The sequence below is a fragment of the Hymenobacter sp. HDW8 genome (assembly GCF_011305775.1).
In the GTDB taxonomy this organism is placed as follows: domain Bacteria; phylum Bacteroidota; class Bacteroidia; order Cytophagales; family Hymenobacteraceae; genus Hymenobacter; species Hymenobacter radiodurans.
In genome coordinates this window covers 1,204,494-1,229,744 of record NZ_CP049907.1, presented here as the reverse complement: position 1 = coordinate 1,229,744, position 25,251 = coordinate 1,204,494, and the positions used below count along the sequence as shown (strand labels likewise).

The following is a 25,251-nucleotide window of genomic DNA, read 5'->3' as shown; positions in this document are numbered from 1 at the left end:
CGAACCTGTCTATTAGGTTTTATTCCGGCTGAAAGCGTGCTTCAATTTCTGAAGCCACTGCGGCTCTTCCACCTCGTCTTCCAGCAGAAACGCGTACGGGTGCAGGGCAGGCACGTGAGAACAAATAATGCGGATGATGGCGAAGAGGGGCTCGAACAGAATCATGCCCGGTACGCCCCAAATCAGTTCGCCGAGCACCACGGCAACGATAGTAAAGATGGGGCTCAGGTTCAAATTGGCCCCCATCACCAGTGGCTCAATGATATTATTGTCGATGACCTGCGCGGCCACCATAATACCGACCGTTGGCAACACCTGACCGGACGAGCCACTAACTAAGGCCATTATCAACGGAAAAAGCCCCCCAATGAACGCGCCCACGTACGGAATGATGGTGGGAAAAGCCGCAATGAGGCCCAGCAGCACGGCATTCTGCAAACCGATGATGGAAAAACCGATGGCGTAGAACACCGCCAGAAAAATAACGGAAATCATACGGCCCACTAGGTACTGGCCCGACACTTGGCGGATCTGGTGTAGCATCCGGGCATATTCGGAGCGGTTTTCGACGGGCGCCAGTCGCAGCAAAAACTCCCGGAACTTACTGCGCTGCCACAGTAGGAAAAACAAGTACAACAGCACCAGCACAAAGCCCCCCAGCAACACAAAAATGCCTTTGAGGGAAGTAGTTAGGTAACGGTTAGCCGACTGCGCAATCTTGCTGATCTGCTCCTGTACAAACTGAATCTGAGCTTTTGGCGTGACGCCAAACTCGCGTTGAATCAACTGCTGACCCTGACCTAAAAGCTCCTGTAGCTTAGCCTGAATTTGGGGTAGCTGCTCGGAAATATTGGCGGCCTGCTCGCCAATGGCCCAGCCCATGGCCCCAATAACCAGCAACAGCAGCACAAGGCAAACGAAAGAAGCAAGTCCGCGCCCCAGCCCCCAGCTTTCCAGCCGCCTACTAACCGGCGCCAGCAGCATGGCCAGCACAATGCCAAATGCCACCGGAATCAGGAATAATCGGCCGTAATAAAGCAGGGCCAACGCCAGCAAGGCAAGTAGTAGCAAACCATTGACACGGACCAGAGAAATGCTTCGCATGCAATAGGAATTAGTGGCAGGGAGAGGACGCCCGCAGGGAGCAGCACGCCCTCAATACGTTGCCCGGCTGGCAGCGTTTTATCGGAGTCAACTGGTTGAATTTGCCCCCCAGCAGCGCCTGTGCATGCTAGCCCGTTTGGGCCGTGATGTTCTGCACCGAAATGCCGGCCTTTAGCAATGCTTCGCGAATATCATCCTGGCCGGGCGAATCGGGGTGGGTGACGGCAACTTCCACTTCGCCGGGCTCTATCCGGTCTACGAGCAGCTTGAGGCCGGTGAGCAGCTGGCGCACCTGCCCAATGCTTTCGGTGTCCCGCATGGCATCAATTTGCAGAATATAGCGGACCAGCTGGTTCGGATTGACGTTGGGTGTAGGAATAGCCATAGCATTGATTTAAAAGGGGAAAGACAAACTAATATGCTTACTGCATCTACGGTCTACGCGTTATGCCGAGCTTCGCTTGGGGCTAATAATCAGACTTCGTACGTAATGGCAGCTACTTCCACTACTTCCTCTTTCGGCCCGAGGTGCAGCGTGACGCGTTGGCCCAGCTTTGCCCCCTGTACGGCCTTGGCAATAGGCGCCACAAAGGCGATTTTGCCTTCCGCGATAGAGGCTTCATCTACTCCAACCAGCGTAAACTTTCGCATAAAGCCGGATTTGCCGCCGCTCACGGTTCGCAGCGCAACGGTCCCGCCAAAGCGCACTTCATCAGCGGGCTGCTGGCGAGGGTCTACCACTTTGGCGCTGGCAATACGGGCGCTGAGGTCGCTGAGGCGGCCATTGAACAGGCTAAGCAGGCGGGTGCGGTCGGCGTCGTTGTCGCGGTTGGCCTCGGCTTGGGCGCGTTCCGCTTCCAACTTTGTCAGCTCGACGCGGAGTAGCTCCAAGCCGTGGGGCGTCACATAGTTGGGCGTATCGGGTGGCAGGGCGGCGCGGGGCGGAATTATAGGCGGCTGCTGGGCGTCGTCTTCTTTGGTAAATGCTCGGCTCATGCTAGTTGCTAACGCAGCCCCGGAGTGGGAGTTGCGAAACCTGAGCTGGGGGGCAAATACCAGGCTTTGTAGTACTTAAACCCTATGCGCAAAAATGTTGGTGCGCCTCTTCGGCCAGCTCCCGCATTCGCTGCTTCAGCTCCGGCGGCGACACAATTGTGACATGCGTTGTAAACACGAGTAGCCAGCGGGCCAGATTGTCCAAACACTCCACCAGAAACGTCATTTCCCGCCAGCCATCCGCCTGGAGCTGCTCGTGGGTCCAGTAGAAATAATGTTTGTTTTCTTGTACGTAACCCATGGCTTCCGGCGCAAAGCGCACGACCATCGCCTGGGCCTGCCGCCGTTGCGCCTGCTCCTGCCAGTACGATTGCAACGTATCGGGGCGGGGGGCAAAATGCTCGTCGCACAGGTGCAGGGCGGCAATGCGGTCGAGGCGAAAATTCCGGAACTCTTGGCGCAATCGGCAGAATGCTACCACGTGCCAGTATTGCCCAAAGTACAAGCCTATGGGCTCCACATCGCGCTGCGTAGCCACGCCGTTGTACCCGGCGCGGTAGTCGAGGCGCACCACCAGCTGTTGGGCAATGCTGGTGAGCAAAAGCTGATGCGTGTTCGTTGTGGGGGGCAAAATTGGGGTTCGCGCCGCGCGGGGCTGGAGCACCGTAATGCGCGGACTAAGCGCCTCCAGGTAGTCACGGTCGGGGCGACGCAGCACGGCTCGCAGCTTGTCCATGGCCGCGTGGCTGAGCTGGGCAGTGTGCGCGTCGGTAAGCTGCGACACCAGTTTTTCAGCCGTGCTCAGGGCCGTAGCTTCCTCTCGCGTAAACATGACCGGAGGTAGTCGGTAGCCCTCGGCCAGTGAATAGCCCACTCCGGGCTCCCCGCAGAGTGGTACGCCTGCTTCTTCGAGGGTGCGCAAGTCGCGGTACACGGTGCGCAAACTCACGTCAAACCGCTCCGCCAAATCTTGGCCTTTCACACTGCGCTTAGCTTGCAGCTGAATCAAAATGGCCGTGATGCGGTCGAAGCGGTTCATGAGTCGAAAAGCAAAGCAGTTGGGCCTAAAATCTCACCACTTAAGGGCAGCTCACTATGCACAGCTGCGCTCCTAACATATGCCCTGCAATAACTAAAAAATTTAGCTAAAAGGAAAGAAATAGCTAAATATCTCTATGCCTACTGACATAGGGCTGTCACTTGCTGCGTCGTTCTTTACACCATCAAAACAAGGGGTTATCATTATGGAAGTCGCCTTTTTCACTGTTAACGCTACGCCAATGCAAAAAATGTTAGCATGCTCCGTCCGCCAGCTTTTTGTCGACTCATGTCCGCTGCCATCGGTAGAGGTTTTTCAAACCAACGTCAGCTCTCCTCTCTTGGCTAACACTATTATCCGGGCGCTCCACACTCGGTTTATAAGCCTCAAAGCCACCTTCGATCTGGACGACTGCGACCGGGTGCTACGGGTGCAAAGCCCATATGGTGAGCCGGCATTGTGGGAGCAAGTTGCCGCGATAGTGCGCGGGTTTGGAGTGCAGATTGAGGTGCTGCCCGAGTGAACGATTGTAGATAAAGGGGGGCTTTTTGGTAAATACAATATGAGAATCGTGTCCAAATTGTCTTGCTAATCAATTAGAAGGCAAGAACTTAAACCCAAGCGCAAACTTGATATTAAGCATTAGCTTTAGGCAAGCATTTTTAGTGAATTCAATAAACAGCTATGCTTTTCTCAGACCGCCAGTTGGCGCAACGGCTAGAACGGACCGAGGCTAGCGCCAATGCTCAATTCGTGGAAGCCCGCGCCCGATTATTTCCCGAGAGTCAGGCGCAATGGATAGAGGTAGCCGGCGCCTATGCTATGTACGATGGCGCGGAGTCCTTTCTAACCCAAACGTTCGGGTTAGGCTTGTTTGGAGAAGTTGAGGATGCTGATCTGAGTGCTTTAGAAGCATTTTTCAAGCAGCGCAATGCGCCTGTATACCATGAGGTTAGTCCTCTGGCCGACGCTGGCTTACTGCCTTTGCTCACTCGGCGCGGGTACCAGCCTCTGGAGTTTACAAGCGTATTATATCAACCGCTTGCGCTTACCGATAGAGAAACTGCCCCTCCAAACTCGCGCCTCACAACTCGCTTGGTAGAGGCTGAGGAGAAGGATTTGTGGGCCCGCACCTCGGCTCGTGGGTGGCACACGGAGCATCCCGACATGGCAGATTTCCTTCTGGAGTTCGGCCAGATTAGCGCGCAAACCCCGGGCGCCAGCCCTTTCCTCGCGGAGCTGGATGGCCACCCAATTGCGGCTGGCGGTTTATTTCTTCACGATGGCGTAGCCTTGTTAGCGGGTGCCAGTACCGTACCCGAAGGTCGGCGCCAAGGGGCCCAGCAGGCATTGTTGGATGCGCGTTTGAGCTACGCTGCTGAGCAGGGTTGCAGCCTCGCCATGATGGGCGCATTGCCAGGTAGTCAGTCGCAACGCAATGCCGAAAAGCAAGGGTTTCGTATTGCGTATACCCGCATCAAATGGCAGTTGGCGTAAGTCCCAATCTGTCGTCTTCCTTAGTCACTTTCTTCTCTTTCCCCGCTGTGCGTGCGGCGCTGCCAGGCATAAATACAAGCCGCCACGCCTGCTACAAGTGCCGCACCCAACCAGGCTTTGCTGCCAGATGAGTTCGAGTAGCCACGGTGCCCGCCCGTAATTTCGGTGCCGCGTGGAGCCGGCTGGGGGGCAAATATGCTGCCTTCGCTAACTGGCGCCGGATCGGCACGGCGCTGCGCAATCTTGAAAAAGCGCAGCATAGACCACTGCGTGACGCCCGGCGCCACCGCCCGGAACACCCGCATTACCCGGCCCGACCAGCCCACCATCACGTTGGGCCGGGGCCGCTGAGCTAGAGCCACCAGCGTATCGGCGACCAACTGGGGGGCAAATATGGGCGACACAGGTTTTACCACTTTCCCCGAATAATTGGCGCCGTGCTGAAAGCCGGGCGTATCCACAAACGCCGGATACACGCTGCAAACATGGATATCAGGCGAGTCGAGCAGCTCGGTGCGGAGCGCTTCGGCCATGCCGCGCAGCCCAAACTTACTAGTGATATAAGCCACCGTGTACGGCATGGGCACCCAGCCTCCCAAGGAGTTCATAAAGATGAGCACTCCATGCTGCTGCCGCCGAAAGTAAGGCAACACGGCATACGCCCCGTACAGATTCCCCAGCAAGTTGACACGCAACACTTGCTCGTGTGCCTCTAGCGGGGTTTTGTCGAATTCGCCGACCGCGCCTGTTCCCACGTTGTTTATCCAGACGTCAATTTGCCCCCCAAAGGCGGCAGCGGCTTCCGCCAGCTGAGCTACGGCTTGCGCATCGGTCACATCCGTGGGTACGGGGAGGGCCGCGCCTCCAAGTCGTTCGCATTCGGCGGCTACTTCAGCCAGCACCTCAGCGCGCCGGGCCGCCAGCACGAGCTTAGCGCCGTGGCGGGCAAATGTGAGGGCCGCAGCCCGGCCAATACCGCTGGAGGCGCCCGTGATAACCACCGTGGCGCCGCGTAGATTACGCTTGCTCATAACTTGATACGATAGGAGGGAAGTATGCTAAATCTAACGGCCCGCTTAAGCAGTAGTTATAGTTCAGGTTGTTGCCCCGAGGCCTACTTTCGCTTGCCTATGGCATACTGAATGCCCCCCAGAAGATGGCGCAGAAACAGCGGCTCTTGGTAACTCTCATTGGTGTGGCCGCCAGCCGTATAAAAAGCCCGGCCACCGTCGAATTCATGGTGCCAAGCTATGGGGTGCGTGGCTCCGTTGGTGCCGCCGGAGTAGCTGCTCTCATCCAGCGTCGCTAGCACCGTAATGGTGGGCTGAATGTTCTTGAAGTTATACCACTCATCGGTGCGCGGCCAGGCATCGGGCAGGAAAGACGTGGCGCTATGCGTCTTGTTGGTTACCCGAATAATAGCTGGCTGAATGGCCGGATGACTGCTAAAATAGGCCCCCACTAGTCGGTTGTACCAAGGCCAGCCATACTCGGTATCAGTAGCAGCATGAATGCCCACAAAGCCTTTGCCGGAGCGGATATATTGTTCAAAGGCCGCCTGCTGTGCATCGTTGAGCACGTCTTGCGTGGTACTCAGAAACACCACGGCGTCGTACTGCTTTAGATTGTCAACGGTGAAGGCGCTAGCGTTTACCGTCGTATCTACTTTTATCCCGTTTTCCTGCCCCAATTTCTGAATGGCCGCCCGCCCCACGGGAATAGATTCGTGCTTGAAGCCAGCGGTTTTATAAAACACCAAAATAGCGGGCGTCGGCGTGGCCAATGGCGTAGAATTGGTGGCTGAAGCAGAGCAGCCCAATAAGCTTCCACAAACCAGGAATAGTAGGAGCTGTAGGCTTTTCATAGGATGGAAGTAGAGAGGAAAAGAATTGAAAGTGCAGCAAGCCATTAATTGTGTCAAACCGACTAGAGAAACTACTTTGATGTAAAGTATTTAGCCGTCAATTGTCCCCTAATCAACGCTGGAAGAGGCTGGCCTGTCTGCCAACTTAGCAGCAGCTTCTGTTCACGTTTTTGGCTGTACTGAATGAGGTTGTAAATACTACCCCCGGCAAATCCACCGCCTGCGCTAGTCACCGCCGTCGTTGCCAGACTGGGTAGCGTGCTGTCCGTTTTGAGCATTACTGGAAACCAAAACGCTGTAAAACCCACGCCAAACACGGCGGCAAGTCGGGAGTGCTGTCGTTGTTCCTGAAAAAGCCGACGAACGGCTTGTACGGTGTCGGCCTGCGCCATTTGGGGCTGGGTAACGATTGCTCCAATAACTGGCGTAGGAATCGTTGTTTGTGCGACGGAGGGAAGCGCCGCAAATGATAGTGAAACTATGATTGCCCCACTACATAAAGTCCGTTTCATAAATAGCTTTCTATTAGGGTATATAGGTATTTATAAGGCTGAACGCTAGTATTCTACAAAAAGGTATAGGGCTCGATATTCTATTTTAAATAAGGTTAAAACAGCCTAGCAGAAACTAATTTATGGAAGTTGTTAGGCAGCTAGTACGCACTTTTCTTAGTTAAAGAGTAGGGTGCGTCTCTCTTACGCAAAACCGCGTCAATAGCTTTCTCGCTACCTTCGTTTGGTTCGTTTCCTTTTCTTATTCCACCCCTAGCATGCATTCATTCTTTCGCACTGCCGCCCTGGCGGCCTTGCTGGCCACAATCGCTCCCGCCCTTCAGGCCCAAACCGTTAAAGAACTGACGTATACCGTCACGATGGACCCGGCGGCCAACAGCAACGAGTTTCAGGTGAAGCTTCAGCTGCCCAAGCTCAAGAAGTCGCAGGATATCTACCAGTTTGCGGCCACCGCGCCCGGCACCTACCAGGTGATGGATATGGGGCGCTTTGTGAGCAAGTTTGAGGCATTCGATGCCAAGGGCAAACCACTGGGGACCAAAAAGCTTTCTACCAATCAGTGGCAGCTCGACAACCCTAAAAAAACGCGCGAAATCCGCTACACCATTGCCGAGACCTGGGATACGAAGGTGGAGGAGCACCCGATCTATCTCATGTGCGGCTCGTCATTGGAGGCTGACCACGCCCTGCTCAACGGCCAGACCATTTTGGGCTACCCCGAGGATATGCAAGGCAAGCCTTTGCGCCTCAAGCTAGAGCATCCGAAGGAATGGAAAGTAGGCACCGTGCTCGTGCCCGACGCCCAAGGCTACTACCGCCTCGATGACTACGACCATGCCGTTGATTCGCCCATTTTACTGGGTCGCCTCACCGAAGCCAGCACCAAGCTCGGCGACGCCGACGTGGCGCTGTACTGCTACTCCGCCACCGATCAGGTGCAGGCCCAACCGCTACTCGGCTACATGCAAAAGATGCTGAATGCCGCCCAAGCCTTTCTGGGGGGCAATTTGCCAGTGAAGCGCTATGCGTTTCTCTATCATTTCGCCGATAAATCGGCCGGTGCCTGGGAGCATTCTTACAGCTCAGAGTACGTGCTGCGCGAAACGCCGCTCAATGCTGAAAGTGCTCAAAACGTAGTGGATATAGCTGCCCACGAGTTCTTCCACATCGTGACGCCGCTGAACATTCACTCCGAAATTATCGAGCAGTTCAACTTCGTAAATCCGACTGGCTCGGAGCATCTGTGGCTGTATGAAGGCGTTACGGAGTGGGCTTCTCACACCATGCAGCTGCGCGGCGGCCTCGTCTCGCTCGATGACTACCTAGAAACCCTCCACGACAAAGTCGCCTACAACCAAACCCGCGCCGATACGACTTACAGCCTCAGCAAACTGGGTCTGAACTCGTTCGGTGATGAGGGCCAGAAGCAGTACGGCAACATTTATCAGCGCGGTGCGCTTACTGCCACCTTGCTCGATTTGCGCCTGTTGGAGTTGAGCGGCGGCAAGCGTGGCTTGCGTGAAGTGCTGCTGGAATTGGCCAAGAAATACGGCCCCAACAAGCCCATCAGCGAGAAGAACTTCTTCCAGGATTTCACCCAACTCACCTATCCCGAAATCGGCGACTTCTTTGCCCGCTACATTCAGAAGGCCGAGCCGCTGCCGTTGCAGGAATACTTCGCCAAAGTGGGCATTCGCTACGACCGCGCCCTGCGCTCCGGCCGCCAGATCGCCACTATCGGGCAAGCATCCTATCAAGTTCAGGGAGATGATGTTTATGTAACCGCGCCTAGTGCTCCGATGAAAGTGGCTGGCATTCGGGAAGGCGACCAGATCGGGGGCCTCGACGGCACGTTCGTAGATCGGCGCAACTTCGCCTCGGTCATCAGTAAGGTGCGCGAGCGGACTCCCAATACCGAGTTGCCTCTTACCATTCGCCGGGACGGCAAAGAGCAGATTGTGCGCGTGCGCCTCGCAGCTACGGACGAAGTGAAAAGCTACGCTTTTGTGCCCAACCCCGCTGCCACGCCCGCTCAGCTAGCGTTGCGCGAGGCCTGGATGAAGAATTTGTAAGACTTCTTTTTGGTCGGGCATAAGGAAAAAAAGCTCCAGCTACCTCAGCAGCTGGAGCTTTTTGCTGTTTTAAACGCTTATCATCTAACAAACAGTACGCTACATCAGGTGAACGACTAAACACAGTAATAATGCGCATTGGGCTGAATGAGTAGCGTATCCTGTGTGTTCATCGTATTCAGTACATCAGCAATAGGTGAAAGGCGGCATGCTTCGGCTGACCGTTATAACGAATAGATATGTCCTTAAATACGCAGCAATTAGATCAAGCCGATTTTCAGAACTCCTTTGTGGAGGAGCTGCGCGGTGAAGCATCTCGCAATAAAAACCCGCGCCAAGTACCTGGCTACCATTACTCGCGCATTGAGCCCACACCCGTCCGCGACCCGCATCTGTTGGCTTGGTCCGATGATCTGGGGGCTTTTTAGGCATCGCCCGCCCAGCTGAGCGCGGCCCTGCCGTAGATGCCTTGGCCGGCAACCTCGTCACGGATAGCATGAAGCCATTTGCGGCCCGTTACGGCGGACACCAGTTTGGCCACTGGGCGGGTCAGCTCGGCGACGGGCGGGCCATTTCCTTAGGCGAGCTTAAGGCTACCAATGATTCGACGTGGGAAATTCAGCTGAAAGGCGCTGGCCCTACGCCGTACTCTCGCCGCGCCGATGGTCGCGCTGTGCTGCGCTCTTCGCTGCGGGAGTTCTTGTGCTCCGAAGCCATGTATTATCTCGGCGTGCCCACCACGCGGGCACTCAGCTTGGTAGGAACCGGCGATACGGTGGTGCGCGATATGTTCTACAACGGCAATCCGCAGGATGAGCCGGGCGCTGTGGTAGCGCGAGTGGCGCCTACGTTTATTCGCTTCGGCAACTTCCAAATGATGGCCGTGGCGGGCGAGATGGACAACCTGCGCGCCCTCGCCGATTATGTAATTCAACATTTCTATCCCGAGCTAGGTGCCCCTTCGCCGGAAGTGTACATGCGCTGGTTTGAGGAAGTATGTCGACGCACGGCCGTCATGATTGCGCACTGGATGTCGGTGGGCTTTGTGCACGGAGTGATGAACACCGATAATATGTCCATTCTCGGCCTCACCATCGACTACGGCCCCTACGGCTGGTTGGAGCCGTATGACCTTGATTGGACGCCGAACACCACCGATTTCAGTAGCCGCCGCTATGCCTTCGGCCAGCAGCCCCAGGTGGCGCTTTGGAATCTGTACCAACTGGCGCGGGCCATTGTGCCGCTGGTAAAAGAGCCGGAAGCGCTGCGTGAAAGCCTCGATCAGTACACCAAAACTTTGGCCGAAACCCGCCACGCCATGATGATGCGCAAGCTGGGTCTTAGGACTCAAGCGTCAGATGATCAGGCCTTAATTGAAGCGCTGCTCGAAGCCCTCGCCGAGTCGCAAGTGGACATGACGATATTCTTCCGCCGCCTTTCGCAAGCTGCACCGGCTTTGATTTCAAGCCCAGAAAACCAGGATGCGTTATTCCAGGAGCTACTTCAAGCTGCATCATACGGCACGTCGCCCGAAGGCGAGCAGCTGTTGACTCAATGGCTGCAGCGTTATACCGACCGGCTCCGTCAAGAGCCTGCCGATCCAGCGTCTATTCGCGAAAGCATGCTCAGTGCCAACCCGAAGTACGTATTGCGCAATTACCTAGCGCAGCAAGCCATCGAAGCCGCCGAAACCGGTGATTTATCGGTGCTAAACCGGCTGATGGAAGTACTTAAAACACCGTTTGCCGAGCAGCCGGAGCACGATGAACTAGCCGCCAAACGCCCCGACTGGGCACGGACCAAGGCTGGGTGTGCAACGTTGTCGTGTAGCTCTTAGGAAATGGTCAAGATCAAAAGCGCGCTGATGGAAGTTACCTTTGCTAGGTAGCCTCCGTCAGCGCGCTTTGTGCTGCTTACTGCATGTTAAAATCTGAGGAATCGCATTTGCTATCGGCGGCCGGACCGCATCCGCACAAGTATGTGCTGCCGGCTATAACTGTAACCGAGCTGACGAGTACAATTGTCGGGCTGCATTGCGTGGGGCTGCCGCCTGTGGACAGCCGCATGTTGGCAGCTATTCAGCCCGAAACGCTGGTGCTGGATAGTGGCACTTTTACTAGCGTAGCGCATGCAGCCAGCGAGTTGCGGTTTCCAACGGTAGTAGTGCAGCAAAACGGACCAGACTTGGTAGTGTCTTGCGCCTGTACTATTCCAAAAACAAGCTTGTGCGAGCATCAAGCGCTAGTGATGCTCAGCATTGTGCAGCGCAAAGAGCTTCGCCTGTTTTTTGATAAACCGGCGCGCTATGCCTTCCTGCGCACCCTGGCCCGCGACTATGGCTTAGAGCAGGCGGATGATCTAGATGCTCATTTTGAGTTGATTTACAGCCGTCCATCATCAGTTGTCGCAGTACCTCGGCGACCTGATCTATATGCCGTTACGGCTGCTACCAAGCAGGAATTAATAACACAGCTGCTCCCTGCGAAACGAGGGCCAGCGGCAGATTTGCCCCCCAGCCAACAGTTGCTTGTTCTGAGCAAGCACCGCTTCTACGGACACCTGACTATTTACTTGGCGGAGGCGGCAATGACTACCACGGGCAAGGTCAAAAACCCGGTGAATGTCATAAACCCGCTGGATGGAATCTGGCAGCTTCAGCACCCCGACGAAGTCAAGTTTTACACCGCTATTTCTCACTTTCAGCGCAACTACGAAGACACCCGCACAAGTGCCGCTATCAGTGCCTTGCGAGCGGTGGTGCAGAACCCCGCTGGCCTGCCGGTGTATGCGCACAACACCAGTGTTTCTGACAATATCACGGCCCAGTCTGTTACGCCGGTGAAACTGCGGCACACCAAACTGGACTTGCGCATACTGGTGGAGCAGCAGGGCGATTATTATCGGGTCAGTGGTAAGCTGTGGCTTCACGATCAGCCCTTCGATCTGAAAGGCCTATCTATTCAGTACGAGTATTTTGTAGCCGTGCATGGGGCTTTGTACTTGCTCGACGATTTGGATGTATGGCGGGTGGTGGAGTTTTTTCAAAAGCGCAATAATACCCTGCTCATTCACCAATCGAAGTTCGGCGAGTTTCAGCGCGACGTGCTGGCTAACTTGGAAAACCGTCTGCACATCACCTACGGCTATATGCGGCCCGCTACGCCGAAGCAGTTGGTGGAAAGCGGCTTTAATGAGGCGCCAGAGCTACTGCTGTACCTCTCCGATGCTGGTGGGTACGTGGAGCTGCTGCCCGTGATGCGCTACGGACCCACGGAGGTATCAATCCTGTCGCGGCGGCAGTTGCATGCTACCGATGAGCTGGGCCGAGCCTTTGTCCTAGCGCGGGATGCGGCGGCGGAAAATAGCTTCTTGGCGGCTCTGCTGCGCCATTATCCCGACTTTCAGGAGCAGGTCAATCATGAGAGCCTGTACGTGCCGAAAAGCCAGTTTTTGCAGGAAGAATGGTTTCTGGATGCTTTTGAGGACTGGCGCAACTTAGGCATCACCATTCTGGGTTTTAATCAGCTTAAGAGCAACACATACAATCCCAACAAAGCCCATGTAACGGTGCGCGTGACGGGCGAAAATAACTGGTTTGATACCGTGCTGCGGGTGCGCTTTGGTAAGCAAGAGGCGTCTATGCGCAATCTGCACAAAGCCATTCGCAACAAGAGCCGCTACGTGCAGCTTGACGATGGCACCCGCGGCATTTTGCCCCAGGAATGGGTCGAGAAGTTTGCGAGCTATTTCGCGGCGGGCGAGATGGTCGAGGACCGGATTCGGATGCCCAGCATCAGCTTTGCTACCCTTGAGGAACTGTATGAACCAGAGGTGCTGCTGCCCAATGCCCAAAACCAATTAGCGCGCTACAAAGCCGCCGTGGCTGACTTTGCTGGCATCAAGGCTGTCGATTTGCCCCCCGACTTGCACGCTACCCTGCGCGACTATCAGCACCAGGGCCTTAACTGGCTGAACTTCCTCGATACCTTCAACTTCGGCGGCTGCCTAGCCGATGATATGGGCCTCGGCAAAACCCTGCAAGTGCTGGCCTTTATCCTGCTGCAACGCGAAAAAAGCGCCCCAGGTGCTAATTTGGTCGTGGTGCCGACCTCGCTGGTGTTCAACTGGCTGGCGGAGGTAGAAAAGTTTGCGCCCTCACTACGTGTCCACATCCTGCACGGCGCCGACCGTGGCCTGCACACCCGCGAGTTTGATGCCTGTGACATCGTGCTGACGACCTACAATACCGTTGTGTCGGATATTCGGTGGCTGAAGGAATATCGTTTCAACTACGTATTTCTGGATGAAGCTCAGGCCATCAAAAATCCGGATTCGCAGCGCTACCGAGCTGCTTGTTTGCTACAATCACGCAACCGCGTGGTCCTGACCGGCACGCCCGTTGAGAACAACACTTACGACCTGTACGGGCAGCTTTCCTTCGCTTGCCCCGGCCTGCTGGGCAGTCGGCAGCACTTCCAAGACTTGTATGCCGCGCCCATCGACAAGTTCAAAGACGCAAAACGGGCGCGAGCGCTCCAACGCAAAATAAACCCCTTCGTGCTGCGCCGCACCAAGGCCCAAGTAGCCGCCGAGCTGCCCGACAAAACGGAAATGGTGCTTTACTGCGAGATGGGCGCTGAGCAGCGGCGGGTGTATGAGGCCTGCAAGCAAGAGTATCGGGCGAAGCTGATGGGGCTGCACGAAGAAACACCCGGCAAAAGCAGCCTGCATATTTTGCAGGGCCTCACCAAATTGCGCCAGATTTGTAATGCGCCGGCCTTGCTGCGCGAACAGGAATACTACGGCTCGGCGTCGGCTAAGCTGGAGGTGTTGGTGGAGGAAATCAACACAAAAGCCCCCCAGCACAAAATCCTGATCTTCTCGCAGTTTGTAGGCATGCTCAACCTGATTCGGCAGGAACTCGACCAGCGCAACATTACCTACCAATACCTCACCGGCCAAACCCGTAACCGCGCCGCCGCCGTCACCTCGTTTCAGGAAGACGAAACCGTGCGCGTCTTCCTCATCAGCCTAAAAGCTGGCGGCACCGGCCTGAATCTGACCGAAGCTGACTACGTCTACCTCGTTGACCCCTGGTGGAACCCGGCCGTAGAAAACCAAGCCATCGACCGCAGCCACCGCATCGGCCAAACCAAAAAAGTGGTGGCCGTGCGCCTCATCTGCCCCGATACCATCGAGGAGAAAATCATGAAGCTGCAAGAGGCTAAGCGCGAGCTGGCCTACGAGCTAATCAAAACCGACACAGCGTTAGTTAAATCTCTAACAAAACAGGAACTGCTGGAGCTATTTAGTTGAGGTACTTTCTAACCTTAAGACCGTCATGCAGAGCACCAGCGAAGCCTCTCGTGTGCGGTCGTTTGCTTTCCCAAGTAGTCGTTGCCTTCCTAATCTGTCATCCTGAGCTTGCGAAGGACCTTATGCCAATTGAACGATTTGTTCTCGTGTGAGAAGGTCCTTCGCAAGCTCAGGATGACAAATGAGATTTGACTAGTTTTAATCAGTAGTTTCTAAAGCAAGTAGGTTAGTAATTTTCGCACATCAGCACGCGAGATGCTTCGGCTACGCCTCTGCATGACGGTCTTAAGATTGAATAGTACTTGTTTCCGTGGCTTGTAAACAACTCTACTTCCCCTTCACATAAAACGGAATGTTCGCCGTGGCTACGTTATCGTGGCCATCATCGGCGTACACAAATAAGCGGTAAGCGCCTTCCTTGGTGGGGGCAGTGAGCTTGGTTTGGGCTTTTGCGTCAGTCGGAATCAGGCCGGGAATGGCAACAGGTCGGCTCTCCCGGTCGCCGCCGGATTTAAGGTCGGTGCTTTCGGGGAGCAGCTCGTAGCGGTAGGTGAGTGGGTCTTTGTTAGGGTCGGTGACGGTAGCCACGACGGGGTAGCTTTGGCCGGCTTGCAGGTAGATGTTGTCGGTAGACTTCTTGCCATCCAGCAAAAAGCCCCCCAGGTGCGGCGCCCGATTCTGGGGCCACTTCCCGCTCCACAGATACTGCATCACATCTACCACTTCCGATTCCTTGCCGTCCTCGGTGAAGATACCGTACCAAGTAGGCGTGCGCTCCTGCTTCTGGCCCCACAAAAACACGTAAGTGCCCAGGCACTGGGTTTTATCCTTGGCTACGGAGGCTTCGTAGCGGCTTTGGTACACGGCGGCTTTCTGGCTGCTGGTTTCTTCTACCGAAGCTTTCCAGGGCGTAACCGGGCTTTCCCAGTGACCGGTTGGTCCCCACTCGGCTACCACGTAGGGGCCGGTCCAGCCGGTGGTGCGCACCTGCTGCGGAATAGCGGCCAGCCCAGCGTAAGTGTTGATGCTGAGAATATCCACAGCCGGGCACTTGGCTTTAATGTAATCGACTTCCTTCTGATTGTGGCCGGCTAGCACGGTGCTGGTGGGGTGGTTGGGGTCTACTTCGTGAATCATCTGGGCAATCTGCTGCACGGCATCCCAGACCTTTGGGTTGGTGTACTCCAGGTTAAGTTCGTTGCCGATGCCCCAGAATAACACGGCCGGGTTGTCCTTGTATTTCACTACCTCAGCGCGCAGCTTCTGGAGCTGCTCTGCCACGGCCTGGGGGTTGTTGTAATCGAAGCCGTGCCGTTCGCGGGCCACATCGAGCCCCAGCATAACGGTGAGGCCATTTTTGTTGGCCTCGGCCAGTACTTTATCGGCGTTGTTGGTGCTCCAGGTGCGAATAGAATTGCCCCCGTACGCCTTGATGCGCTCCGGAAATTGCCCCCCACCGGCCCCATTGATAAAGTACGGCTTCCCCCCGCGCAGCAGCTCATAGCGGCCATTGGCTTGTTTGACTTCCACTTTCACTGGCTCAGTTTGGGCATAGACCGACGCGGTGAAGGTGAGGAGAAAAAGGCAGGAGAGGAGCTTCATAGGTTCTGGGGGGCTTTTTGTTTGGTTAAAACTAGCTAGATCCGGCCACTATACATCCGATTATGCAGAAGCTTCTACAGCGGCTCGTCGTTGCTGGTGTTGCTGGCGCTGGGGTCAGAGTCACCGCCCATGTCAGACTGGGTACCCGCCGCCGTGGGGTCGGTAGGAGTGTCCGTCGCGGATTCGCTTTCTGAAGCGGACGTCGTATCCTCAGCATCTGCCGTTGCCGGTGGGGCGTCAGTGGGGGCGCTATCGGGGCGTGGCTGATTGGTGACGGTTTGAGTGTCGGCGCTCTGCGTATCGGAGGTGCCCTTGGTGGGTAGCGTGTTATCAGCCGGATTAGGCTGCTTGGGGGGCGTTTTTGGGTCCATAATGCGGGTGTCTGAAAGGTGAGAAGGGGCGGAATTTGCTAGGCAGTTATACGGCGTGGCTCAACCGTTGGCCACGTCAACCCTGTCGGCTCAATCTGCGTTATATACCCTACACCATTTCCCTTGTCAATCATGAGCATATTTGGTTCTAGCCGCTCAAGCGGCACACTAGGCGGCCTAATTTCAGGCCTGTTTGGCGGTGGTAGAGGGGGCGTAAACCCTGCTACTGGCACATATGGTAACGTCGGCCGTTCTGGAGGCGTTGGGCGCAAACTGGCCACCGGAGCATTGCTGGCAGCCGGCGCCGCGTACCTCTATAATCGCAATAAGAACAAGGGCACAAATGCGTCTAATACCAACGTGTCCAACTTCAACCCGAATCTGTAGGCGCTCCGCCGCATGTTTCACAAAAGCCCCACTTCTGGCCTTTTATGGTCGGGGGTGGGGCTTTTTGTAAGGTTTGATTGGGTCAGGTTTCGCGGATCCTGGCCATTGAAGAGAAACGGTAAAAATTAGGTTGTGTCATGCTGAGCTTGCCGAAGCATCTCTACCGCTTCGTTGAGGTTACTAACCAGTAGAGATGCTTCGGCAAGCTCAGCATGACACGCAAAATAAAAGCTGAGTCCTGTGTGCTAAGTAAGGCGTAGTGCTACTTGCCGCTTGGCGGCAGTGGAGGTGCAACCTCCACTTAATGACTGATCACGAGTTACGCTTCTCTAAACTCGCGCCAGTAGGGGAGGCAGTCAAATATCTATAGATTTAGTTGCTTTGAAATAAGCTTCTCAAACTCCACAAACTTTGCAAAAGGAAATATACTATCTCTCTCTTTAGCAAAACTTCTCACTTTGAGCAATAAGAACGTTTTTCTTAGCTGTAAGTAGGCTATAGTTAAAAGAGCATTGACGTTGATTTCAAAGCTTACTAGCTCTTCGAGGTTCTTTATTTCATCGCCAAAACTTTCGCTGAACCCTTGAATCCTAACGAATGCTTTGTGCTTTTCCGAACTCAGCCTTACTATTTCGATTTGGTTGCCTCCTGGCTCATCATACCAGAAAAAACTTACACTATTCTGTCCAGTCATTAGGAGTTCTAATGCATGTATGAAATCGTAATAAGGATCACCGAAAACATGGGTGATATATAGCTCATACACTTTCCCCTGTACAAAAACGAGACAAGTACTCCACCCGTGGGGGTTAAGGGTTAGCATAAAATCAATGTCGTCTGTCGGAACCTGCATTAATAAATCCGTGATTTTTTGCTAGAACTTGACTTTACGGCCGCGCGGCCATCACGAACGTCAGCTCGCCGCCATTCATAATATCCTGATGCGGTAGAAACGGCCGCGTAAGCTTTTGCCCGTTTAGCCGCGCTTCCTTCACGTATACATTCTTGTCGCTCTGGTTTTTAACGCTGATGGTGAAGGTCTTACCGTTTTCTAAGTTGATGGTCGCGCCATGTATGGCCGGGCTGCCCAGGGCGTAGTCGGGGGAGGCGGGCGCGACGGGGTAGAAGCCCAGGGCGCTGAAGATGTACCAGGCGCTCATCTGTCCGCAGTCGTCGTTGCCGCCGAGGCCGTCGGGGGTGGGGCGGTACATTTTGGGCAGAATCATTCGCACACGAGCTTGGGTTTTCCAGGGCTGATCGGTCCAGTTGTAGAGGTAGGCGGCGTGGTGGGCGGGCTCGTTGCCGTGCACGTAGTTACCGATGATACCCTCACGGGTGATGTCTTCGGTTTCGGCAAAGAATTTATCCGGCAAGTCCATCGTGAATAGCGAATCAAGGTGGGGTACGAAGCGAGAATTGCCCCCCATAAGCTGAATTAGCGCCGCCGGATCCTGGGGTACATAAAGACTATAGTTCCAAGCGTTGCCCTCAATAAAGCCTTGGTTGTGGGTGCTGAGCACGTCGAACTCTTTGCGGAAGCTGCCGTCGCTGAGACGGGGGCGCATGAAGCCGATGCGCTTGTCATACACGTTCTGCCAGTTTTGGGCCCGCTTGCTGAACTCTTGGTAGATATCCTGACGACCCAGCTTCTGCGCGGCTTGGGCAATGCACCAATCGTCGTAGGCGTATTCCAGGGTTTTTGAGACGGAAGAGCCACGCTTGTCTTCCGGCACGTAGCCCAGGCGCAGGTAGTCACCAATCCCGTCATACCACTGCTGGCGGGCGGTGGTTACGCAGGCATCGAGGGCTTTATTGGCATCAAAGGGCGCATTGCCCTTCACGATAGCATCGGCAATCACGGGCACGCTGTGGTAGCCGATCATGCACCAGTTTTCATTGGCGTGGTGGCTCCAGACGGGCAGCATGTGCTCCGCACTTTGATTGAAATGGGCCAGCATCGACTGTACCATATCCGCGTTGCGCTTGGGCTGCAAGAGGTTGAACAGTGGGTGCAAGGCCCGGTAGGTATCCCAGAGCGAGAAAGTAGAATAGTTGGTGAAGCCCTCCGCCTTATGCGTGTTCTGGTCGAGGCCGCGGTACTGGCCGTCGGTGTCCTGATAAGTGGTGGGGCTGAGAAAGGTGTGATACAGCGCCGTGTAGAAGTTCTCCTTGTCCGCCCGCTTCGGCGACTGTATCGTCACGCGACTCAGCTCCTGCTGCCACTGCTGCTGCCCTTGGCGCTTCACCTGCTCGAAGTCCCAGCCTGGCGCTTCAGCACGCAGATTTTGCAAGGCCCCGGCCGTGCTCACCGGTGAAATGGCCATTTTGAGCTTAATCTTCTCGTTAGCCTTGGTCTGAAAATCGAAGTAAAGGCGCAACTGCTCGCCGGCTAGTTCGGGGAAGTTTTTAGTCTGGTCAAACCGACCCCAGAAGCCGCGGTACACCTGTTTGGGGGAGTAATTGCGGTGGCCGTACTGCTGGAAGGGCTTGGAAAACTGGAGGGCAAAATACAGCGTGCGGGTGCGGGCCCAGCCGTTGGTTTGGCGGTAGCCGGTCACGAGCGAATCGTTTTCCACCCGCACAAACGTCCAGACGTTTTTATCGGGGTAATTGTAAATGCCCGCCATCATATCCAGAATAATATGGGCCTGATCGGACTGGGGAAAGGTGTACTGGTGGAAGCCTACGCGGTTGGTGGCCGTCATTTCGGCCAGGATGTTATGGTCTTCAAGCTTCACTTTGTAGTAGGCGGGCTCAGCCACCTCCGTCTGGTGCGAGTAGGCGGAGCGGTAGCCACTCTGGGGCTTGTCGGCCGTGCCGGGGTTGAGCTGTAATGGCCCGGTGGTGGGCATCACCAGAAAGTCGCCGAGGTCGGAGTGGCCGGTGCCGCTGAAGTGAGTGTGAGAGAAGCCGACGATGGTTTTGTCGGCGTATTGGTAGCCCGCACAGTACTTGTACACATCGGGGTTGTACTTGCCGTTCTGCTCGTAGCTCAGCGTGTCGGTATCGGGCGAGAGCTGCACCATGCCAAAGGGCACCGTAGCCCCCGGAAACGTATGCCCCATCTTGGCTGTGCCCACCAGCGGCTTAGCATACTGCACCAGGTTTTCGGTGGGCTTAGGCTTTTGGGCGAGGGTTGGAAGGAATGCGAGGAGGAACGCGGCGAGAAGCGGAAGTTTCATGTAGTTATTCGTGGCGGGGGGCAAATATGCTGGAAGGTAAGCAAGGGGCGCAAAGCAGGCATTTGCCCTTATTTCAACTTCCGCGCTTCTACACCTGCGGTAGTAATCTTCACGGGTTGGATACGGCCTTGAGCGTCGAAATACAGGCGGTCGATGCAGGTGACGCGGTGATCCCGGCCGGTGTCGCCCAGCGGGCGGCGGTGGTAAACGATATACCACTCATCCTGGCCCGGCACCTGAATGACGGAGTGATGCCCGGCCCCGGTGGCTACCTGCGGGTCTTGTTGCAGGATTCGGCCCACACGCTCGAACGGGCCCAGGGGCGAGTCGGCCACGGCGTAGGCCACTGAGTAGTCGGGACCGGTCCAGCCGCCCTCCGACCACATGAAGTAGTACTTGCCGTCCTTGCGGAACATGAAAGGACCTTCTACGTAGCCCTGGGGGGTAATTTCTTTGTACACAGTGCCATCGGGGAAGGGCACGAAGCCTGTGAAGTCATCCTTCAGCCGCGCAATATTGCAGTGCGACCAGCCGCCGTAAATGATGTAGTAGGCGCCGTCCGTATCCTGAAACACAAATTGATCAATGGGCTGAGCACCATTGTGGATCTGCCCGATCAGGGGCTTTCCCAGGTGGTCGCGGAAGGGGCCTTCCGGGCGGTCGGCTACGGCCACACCAATACCGCCGATTTCGCCCTCGTGCACGTCGTTGGCGCTAAAGAAAAGGAAGTATTTACTGCCCTTTTTAATCACAGATGGGGCCCACATGGCTTTGCGGGCCCATTTAATGGCGGCAGTGTCGACAATGCGCGGATGCTTGGTCCAGGTGACCAGGTCGGGCGAGGAGAAGGCATCCAGGTGTACCTGCTGCTCGTAGCGGGCCGAATAGGTAGGGTAAATCCAATACTTGTTATCGAAGATGACAGCCTCCGGGTCGGCGTACCAGCCGGGAAACACCGGGTTGCCAGCACGCGCCAAAGCCGCTTTAGTTTTGGGCGCAACTTTGGCTTTAGGGGCGGGCGTGGCAGATTGCGCAAACGCGGTGGGCGCGGCCAAGCTAAGCACAATCGCTAGTGTAAGAAGCTTTTTCATTGCAGGAGAGAGGGATACGCGATATTCTCAGACTAGATTAATTTAAAGAACACTCTATTGCTGGTCATGCAGAGCAGAGCGAAGCATCTCGCGTGTTTAGTGAGAGTACTAACCTTACTACCGCGAGCGAGATGCTTCGCTCTGCTCGGCATGACCGCCTTAGTAAGGAAAGAAAAAGCCCCCAGCTGCGCTTTAGGCTAAGAGCTGCGGCTTTTGCTGGTACACCTGCCAGAGGAATTCCCCAAAAATAGTGTTGGCCCAGGCAAACCAGGCGCGGGTAAACTTGGCGGGATTGTCTTTGTGAAACGACTCGTGCATGTAGCCCGTGCCGGCGTGGGTGCTCTTCAAACTCTGCACGCAAGCCCGGATTTCGGCGTCGTTGGTGCTGGTCAGGCCGCGCATCGTGATAGCAATGGGCCAGATCATGTCCTGGCCTACGTGTGGGCCGCCGATGCCTCCGGCCGCTGTACCCTTAAAGAAAAACGGGTTGGCCTGCGAGAGCAAAAACTTGCGGGTATTCTGGTACACGGCGTCGGTGGCGGGCACGGCGCCGAGGTAGGGCAAAGACAGCAGGCTGGGCACGTTGGCGTCGTCCATGAGCACGTGACTGCCGAAGCCATCCACTTCGTAGGCGTAGAGCTTGCCGTGCTCGGGGTGAGTGACGACGGCGTACTTGCGCAGAGCAATTTCTACTTCATCGGCCAGCGCGTTTAGTTCCGCGGCGGTTGTATGGTCATACGCCAGGCTAGTCATCATCTCGCGGGCCTGGCGCAGGCTGACTACGGCGAAGAAGTTGCTGGGTACTAGGAAGGAATAGAGCGTGGCGTCGTCGGAGGGGCGGAAGGCCGAGCAGATGAGGCCCACCGGCCGCACGGGGTAGCCGTAGCCGCTCATGGATTGCGTATCAGTAGCCACGGCCGTTTCGCGCTGAAACTTGTAGGGGCCCAGTTCAGTCTTGCGCTGCTGCTCCCGAAACGTTTGCAAGGTGGCGCGGATGGCCTGTTGCCACTGCCCGTCGAAGGGCAGTGAGTCATTGGTTTTCTTCCAGTAATGATACGCCAGCCGAATGGGGTAGCACAGGGAGTCGATTTCCCACTTGCGCTCGTGCACGCCGGGCTGCATCTTGGTCAGGTCCGATTTCCATTCCCCCACCTTGGTATCGTCGCCGTAGAAAGCGTTGGCGTAGGGGTCCTTGATGATGCAGCGGGTCTGGCGGTTGATGACGCCTGCCACCAGCTGCCGCAACTCGGCATCCTTGTCAATAAAATTAAGGTAGGGCCACACCTGCGCCGAGGAGTCACGCAGCCACATGGCGTCGATGTCGCCGGTGATGACGTAGGTATCGGGGCGACCCTGGCGGTTGGTATGCGTGACGGTGGTATCGAGTGTGCTCGGAAAGCAGTTATTAAACAGCCAGCCTAACTCCGGGTCTTTCACTTTCTTCTGAAACTCGGCAATAGCCGCCTCCACGGAGCGGCTGGTAAACCGTCGCTGGGCCACTGCCGGGCGCACCAACGGAAAGGCCAGCGCCCCACCAGCGAAGGAGTAGTGCCGAAAGAATACGCTGCCGGTGAGCAGGGAGAAGCTCTGAACAAAGGCTCTACGGTTCATAGACAAGGGAATTGTGGGCGGGAAGCGTCGCTTCGTGGGGGAGTACTTAAGGTGATTTATTCTAAAGACTAGGCGGTCATGCAGAGCGGAGCCGAAGCATCTCACGTGCTGATGTTGTTTCGTTGTCATCCTGACGAAGGAAGGACCTTCTCACCCTTAAACGAGTCGTAGTAATACTAGTCGTTCAACTGCCATAAGGTCCTTCGCAAGCTTAGGATGACAGATGATTTATACAGTTAGCTTGGCAACCTCAGCACGCGAGATGCTTCGGCTCCGCCTCTGCATGACCGCCTTTTGAAGGTTTTGTGCTACTTCGCCTTCGACATAGAAAAAGGCGCGGCGTCGGGCTTGGTGCCGCGGTTTTTGTTGGGTGTGACGCTCATGTCAAAGCCGAGGGTGGCGCCCTGCATCAGCTCCGTGTGGCTGAGCCAGTTTTTCTCGTAGGGCTTACCGTTAAGCGTAAGCTGGCGCACGTAGCGGTTCTGAGCCGAGTTCTGGGGGGCATTTAGGACGATGTCCTTACCCGAGGGCAGGTGCAGTGTGGCCTTGGGGAAGAGCGGCGCGCCGAGCACGTACTGATCGGTGCCGGGGCAGACGGGGTAAAAGCCTAGGGCCGAAAACACGTACCAAGCCGAAGTTTGGCCGTTGTCCTCGTCGCCGCAGTAGCCGTCGGCGGTGGCCTGGTACATGCGGTTCATGGTTTCGCGCACCCAATACTGCGTTTTCCAGGGCTGACCGGCGTAGTTGTAGAGGTAAACCATGTGCTGGATGGGCTGGTTGCCGTGGGCGTAGTTGCCCATGTTGGCGATCTGCATCTCCCGAATTTCGTGGATCACGCTCTTGTAGTACGACTCATCGAAGACCGGCGGCAGGGTAAATACCGTGTCCAGGGTGGCCACGAACTTCTTTTTGCCCCCCATCAGATCCACCAGCCCCTGCACATCATGAAATACCGACCAGGTGTAGTGCCAGCTGTTGCCCTCGGTGAAGGCATCGCCCCACTTGAAGGGATTGAAGGGCGTTTGCCAGCTGCCGTCGGCGTTTTTGCCGCGCATGAGGCCGGTTTTCTTATCGAAGAGCTTGCGGTAATTTTGGCTGCGCTGGGCGTAGAGGTCGATTTCTTGCTTAGGCTTCCCCAGGGCCTTGGCCAGCTGATAAATCGTGAAATCGTCGTAGGCGTATTCCAGAGTGCGGGCGGCGCTTTCGTTGATTTTCACGTCGTAGGGTACGTAGCCTAGCTTGTTATAGTGCTCCACGCCCGCGCGGCCCACGGCCGTAAGCGGTCCGGCGTTGTTAGCGCCATGGGTCAGGGCCTCATACAGCACGTTCATATCCTGGCCCCGAATGCCTTTCAGGTAAGCGTCGGCCACGACGGAGGCCGAGTTGTTGCCCACCATCACGTTGCGCAAGCCGGGGCTGGCCCACTCCGGCAGCCAGCCGCTTTCCCGGAAGTCGTTGGCCAGGCCCTGCTGAATTTCGGCGTTCACGTCGGGGTAGAGCAGGTTCAGGAAGGGAAACAAGGCCCGGAATGTGTCCCAGAAGCCCGTATCGGTGTAGAGGTAGCCGGGCAGCACTTGCCCGTTGAAGGGACTGTAATGCACAATTTTGCCCCCCGCGTCCACCTCATAAAACTTGCGCGGAAACAGCAGGGAGCGGTACAGACAGGAATAAAAAGTGCGTTGTTGATCGGAGGTGCCGCCCTCAATATCGATGCGCCCCAGGGCCTTGTTCCAAGCTGCTCGGCCCTGCTGGCGCACGGTTTCAAAATCGTTGCTACCAATTTCCTTCAGGTTCAGCTCGGCCTGCTCAGCGCTAATAAACGAGGAAGCTACTCGCGCCTGCACCTGCTCGCCCTTGCGGGTTTTAAAGCCCACCACGGCCCCGGCATGATTCACCTGAGCCTCCAGCGCGGCCGCGTCCAGCACTTTGTCTTTATACACGGCCGTGCTCGTGAACGCGTGGTCGAACTCGATGACGAAGTAGTTCTTGAAGTTCTGAGGTACGCCGCCGCTGTTGCGGGTGGTGTAGCCGATGATTCTGCGCTGCTGAGGCAGCACCTTCACGTAGGAACCCTTGTCGAGGGCATCTATTACCACGTAGGCACTATCGGTTTTCGGAAATGTGAAGCGGAACCGAACGGCGCGCTCAGTGGGGGCCATTTCCGTCGTCACGTCGTGGTCGGCTAAGTACACGCGGTAGTAGCTGGGCTCGGCCACCTCGGCCTTGTGCGAAAACCAGCTGGCCCGCTCGTCCTCGTCAAATACGCGCTTGCCCGTAATGGGCATCAGGACAAACTGCCCGTAGTCGTTCATCCAGGGCGAAGGCTGGTGAGTCTGCTTGAACCCCCGGATCTTGTCGGCCGAGTACTGGTAGGCCCAGCCGTTACCCATTTTGCCGGTCTGCGGCATCCAGAAGTTCATGCCCCAAGGCAGCGCAATGGCTGGGTAGGTGTTGCCGTTGGACAGGCTGGGCTTGGAGTCGGTGCCGATGAGCGGGTTCACCCACTGCGCGTAATCTTTCGGGGCGGCTGACTGGGCTAGGGCAGAAGCGGCCGTCAGCAAGAAAGCGGTAAAAGCAGGAAAGAATCTGGGCATTCAGTTGGGGAAA

21 protein-coding genes are annotated in these 25,251 nt (G+C 56.1%); 7 read left to right on the top strand and 14 right to left on the bottom strand.

Annotation, left to right across the window (positions count from 1 at the left end; genetic code table 11):
- Window positions 1-12 precede the first annotated feature (12 nt).
- The 4 genes from G7064_RS05035 to G7064_RS05020 form a co-directional block, all read right to left on the bottom strand.
- On the bottom strand, window positions 13-1,104 hold the full coding sequence (locus tag G7064_RS05035; protein ID WP_166072723.1) for an AI-2E family transporter: 1,092 nt from the start codon (window positions 1,102-1,104) through the stop codon (window positions 13-15).
- 127 nt (window positions 1,105-1,231) lie between these two features.
- The gene (locus G7064_RS05030; RefSeq protein ID WP_133272294.1) at window positions 1,232-1,489 is read right to left on the bottom strand and encodes a hypothetical protein; all 258 of its coding nucleotides are present in this window, start codon (window positions 1,487-1,489) and stop codon (window positions 1,232-1,234) included.
- An 89-nt stretch (window positions 1,490-1,578) separates the two neighbouring features.
- Window positions 1,579-2,100, bottom strand: a complete 522-nt coding sequence (locus G7064_RS05025) for a GreA/GreB family elongation factor (protein ID WP_166072722.1) — start codon at window positions 2,098-2,100, stop codon at window positions 1,579-1,581.
- 82 nt (window positions 2,101-2,182) lie between these two features.
- Entirely contained in the window at window positions 2,183-3,139 is a 957-nt protein-coding gene (locus tag G7064_RS05020; protein WP_166072721.1) for a helix-turn-helix transcriptional regulator, read from the bottom strand.
- Between the two features lie 241 nt (window positions 3,140-3,380).
- Between G7064_RS05020 and G7064_RS05015 the strand changes: the two genes are divergently transcribed.
- Together G7064_RS05015 and G7064_RS05010 are read left to right on the top strand one after the other, a co-directional pair.
- The gene (locus tag G7064_RS05015) at window positions 3,381-3,662 is read left to right on the top strand and encodes a hypothetical protein (RefSeq protein ID WP_166072720.1); all 282 of its coding nucleotides are present in this window, start codon (window positions 3,381-3,383) and stop codon (window positions 3,660-3,662) included.
- Between the two features lie 161 nt (window positions 3,663-3,823).
- Window positions 3,824-4,636 carry a GNAT family N-acetyltransferase gene (locus tag G7064_RS05010; RefSeq protein ID WP_166072719.1) on the top strand — a complete coding sequence of 271 codons (813 nt, stop codon included), beginning with the start codon at window positions 3,824-3,826 and terminating at the stop codon, window positions 4,634-4,636.
- Window positions 4,637-4,656: 20 nt separating this feature from the next.
- On the opposite strand, the gene G7064_RS05005 is transcribed toward G7064_RS05010, so the two are convergent.
- The 3 genes from G7064_RS05005 to G7064_RS04995 all read right to left on the bottom strand — a co-directional run bounded on the left by G7064_RS05005 (window position 4,657) and on the right by G7064_RS04995 (window position 6,892).
- Complete coding sequence (locus G7064_RS05005; protein ID WP_166072718.1) at window positions 4,657-5,667, bottom strand: SDR family oxidoreductase; 1,011 nt, start codon at window positions 5,665-5,667, stop codon at window positions 4,657-4,659.
- A gap of 83 nt (window positions 5,668-5,750) precedes the next feature.
- A complete protein-coding gene (locus tag G7064_RS05000) occupies window positions 5,751-6,500 on the bottom strand; it encodes a ThuA domain-containing protein (RefSeq protein WP_133272300.1) in 750 nt (249 codons plus the stop codon).
- 71 nt (window positions 6,501-6,571) lie between these two features.
- Entirely contained in the window at window positions 6,572-6,892 is a 321-nt protein-coding gene (locus tag G7064_RS04995) for a hypothetical protein (protein WP_166072716.1), read from the bottom strand.
- Between the two features lie 377 nt (window positions 6,893-7,269).
- On the opposite strand from G7064_RS04995, the gene G7064_RS04990 reads away from it, so the two are divergent.
- The 4 genes from G7064_RS04990 to G7064_RS04980 all read left to right on the top strand — a co-directional run bounded on the left by G7064_RS04990 (window position 7,270) and on the right by G7064_RS04980 (window position 14,400).
- On the top strand, window positions 7,270-9,084 hold the full coding sequence (locus G7064_RS04990) for a peptidase (RefSeq protein WP_166072715.1): 1,815 nt from the start codon (window positions 7,270-7,272) through the stop codon (window positions 9,082-9,084).
- A 239-nt stretch (window positions 9,085-9,323) separates the two neighbouring features.
- Window positions 9,324-9,512, top strand: a complete 189-nt coding sequence (locus G7064_RS22225) for a hypothetical protein (RefSeq protein WP_240935743.1) — start codon at window positions 9,324-9,326, stop codon at window positions 9,510-9,512.
- 41 nt (window positions 9,513-9,553) lie between these two features.
- Window positions 9,554-10,921 carry a protein adenylyltransferase SelO gene (locus G7064_RS04985; protein WP_240935742.1) on the top strand — a complete coding sequence of 456 codons (1,368 nt, stop codon included), beginning with the start codon at window positions 9,554-9,556 and terminating at the stop codon, window positions 10,919-10,921.
- 83 nt (window positions 10,922-11,004) lie between these two features.
- A complete protein-coding gene (locus tag G7064_RS04980; RefSeq protein ID WP_166072714.1) occupies window positions 11,005-14,400 on the top strand; it encodes a DEAD/DEAH box helicase in 3,396 nt (1,131 codons plus the stop codon).
- 327 nt (window positions 14,401-14,727) lie between these two features.
- Here G7064_RS04980 and G7064_RS04975 read toward each other — a convergent pair whose 3' ends face one another.
- Window positions 14,728-16,002 (bottom strand): cellulase family glycosylhydrolase, encoded by a 1,275-nt coding sequence (locus G7064_RS04975; RefSeq protein ID WP_166072713.1) that lies wholly within the window; start codon window positions 16,000-16,002, stop codon window positions 14,728-14,730.
- A 74-nt stretch (window positions 16,003-16,076) separates the two neighbouring features.
- A complete protein-coding gene (locus G7064_RS04970) occupies window positions 16,077-16,373 on the bottom strand; it encodes a hypothetical protein (RefSeq protein ID WP_133272305.1) in 297 nt (98 codons plus the stop codon).
- A gap of 132 nt (window positions 16,374-16,505) precedes the next feature.
- Between G7064_RS04970 and G7064_RS04965 the strand changes: the two genes are divergently transcribed.
- Window positions 16,506-16,760 (top strand): hypothetical protein, encoded by a 255-nt coding sequence (locus G7064_RS04965; RefSeq protein ID WP_166072712.1) that lies wholly within the window; start codon window positions 16,506-16,508, stop codon window positions 16,758-16,760.
- Between the two features lie 364 nt (window positions 16,761-17,124).
- Here the strand turns inward: G7064_RS04965 and G7064_RS04960 are convergent, their stop codons facing one another.
- From G7064_RS04960 to G7064_RS04940, 5 genes are all read right to left on the bottom strand, one after another.
- Complete coding sequence (locus G7064_RS04960; RefSeq protein WP_166072711.1) at window positions 17,125-17,613, bottom strand: hypothetical protein; 489 nt, start codon at window positions 17,611-17,613, stop codon at window positions 17,125-17,127.
- A 34-nt stretch (window positions 17,614-17,647) separates the two neighbouring features.
- Complete coding sequence (locus tag G7064_RS04955) at window positions 17,648-19,942, bottom strand: GH92 family glycosyl hydrolase (RefSeq protein ID WP_166072710.1); 2,295 nt, start codon at window positions 19,940-19,942, stop codon at window positions 17,648-17,650.
- Window positions 19,943-20,010: 68 nt separating this feature from the next.
- Window positions 20,011-21,033, bottom strand: a complete 1,023-nt coding sequence (locus G7064_RS04950; RefSeq protein WP_166072709.1) for a glycoside hydrolase family 43 protein — start codon at window positions 21,031-21,033, stop codon at window positions 20,011-20,013.
- 192 nt (window positions 21,034-21,225) lie between these two features.
- The gene (locus G7064_RS04945; protein WP_166072708.1) at window positions 21,226-22,644 is read right to left on the bottom strand and encodes a glycoside hydrolase family 125 protein; all 1,419 of its coding nucleotides are present in this window, start codon (window positions 22,642-22,644) and stop codon (window positions 21,226-21,228) included.
- Window positions 22,645-22,952: 308 nt separating this feature from the next.
- Complete coding sequence (locus G7064_RS04940; RefSeq protein WP_166072707.1) at window positions 22,953-25,238, bottom strand: GH92 family glycosyl hydrolase; 2,286 nt, start codon at window positions 25,236-25,238, stop codon at window positions 22,953-22,955.
- Between the last annotated feature and the right edge of the window lie 13 nt (window positions 25,239-25,251).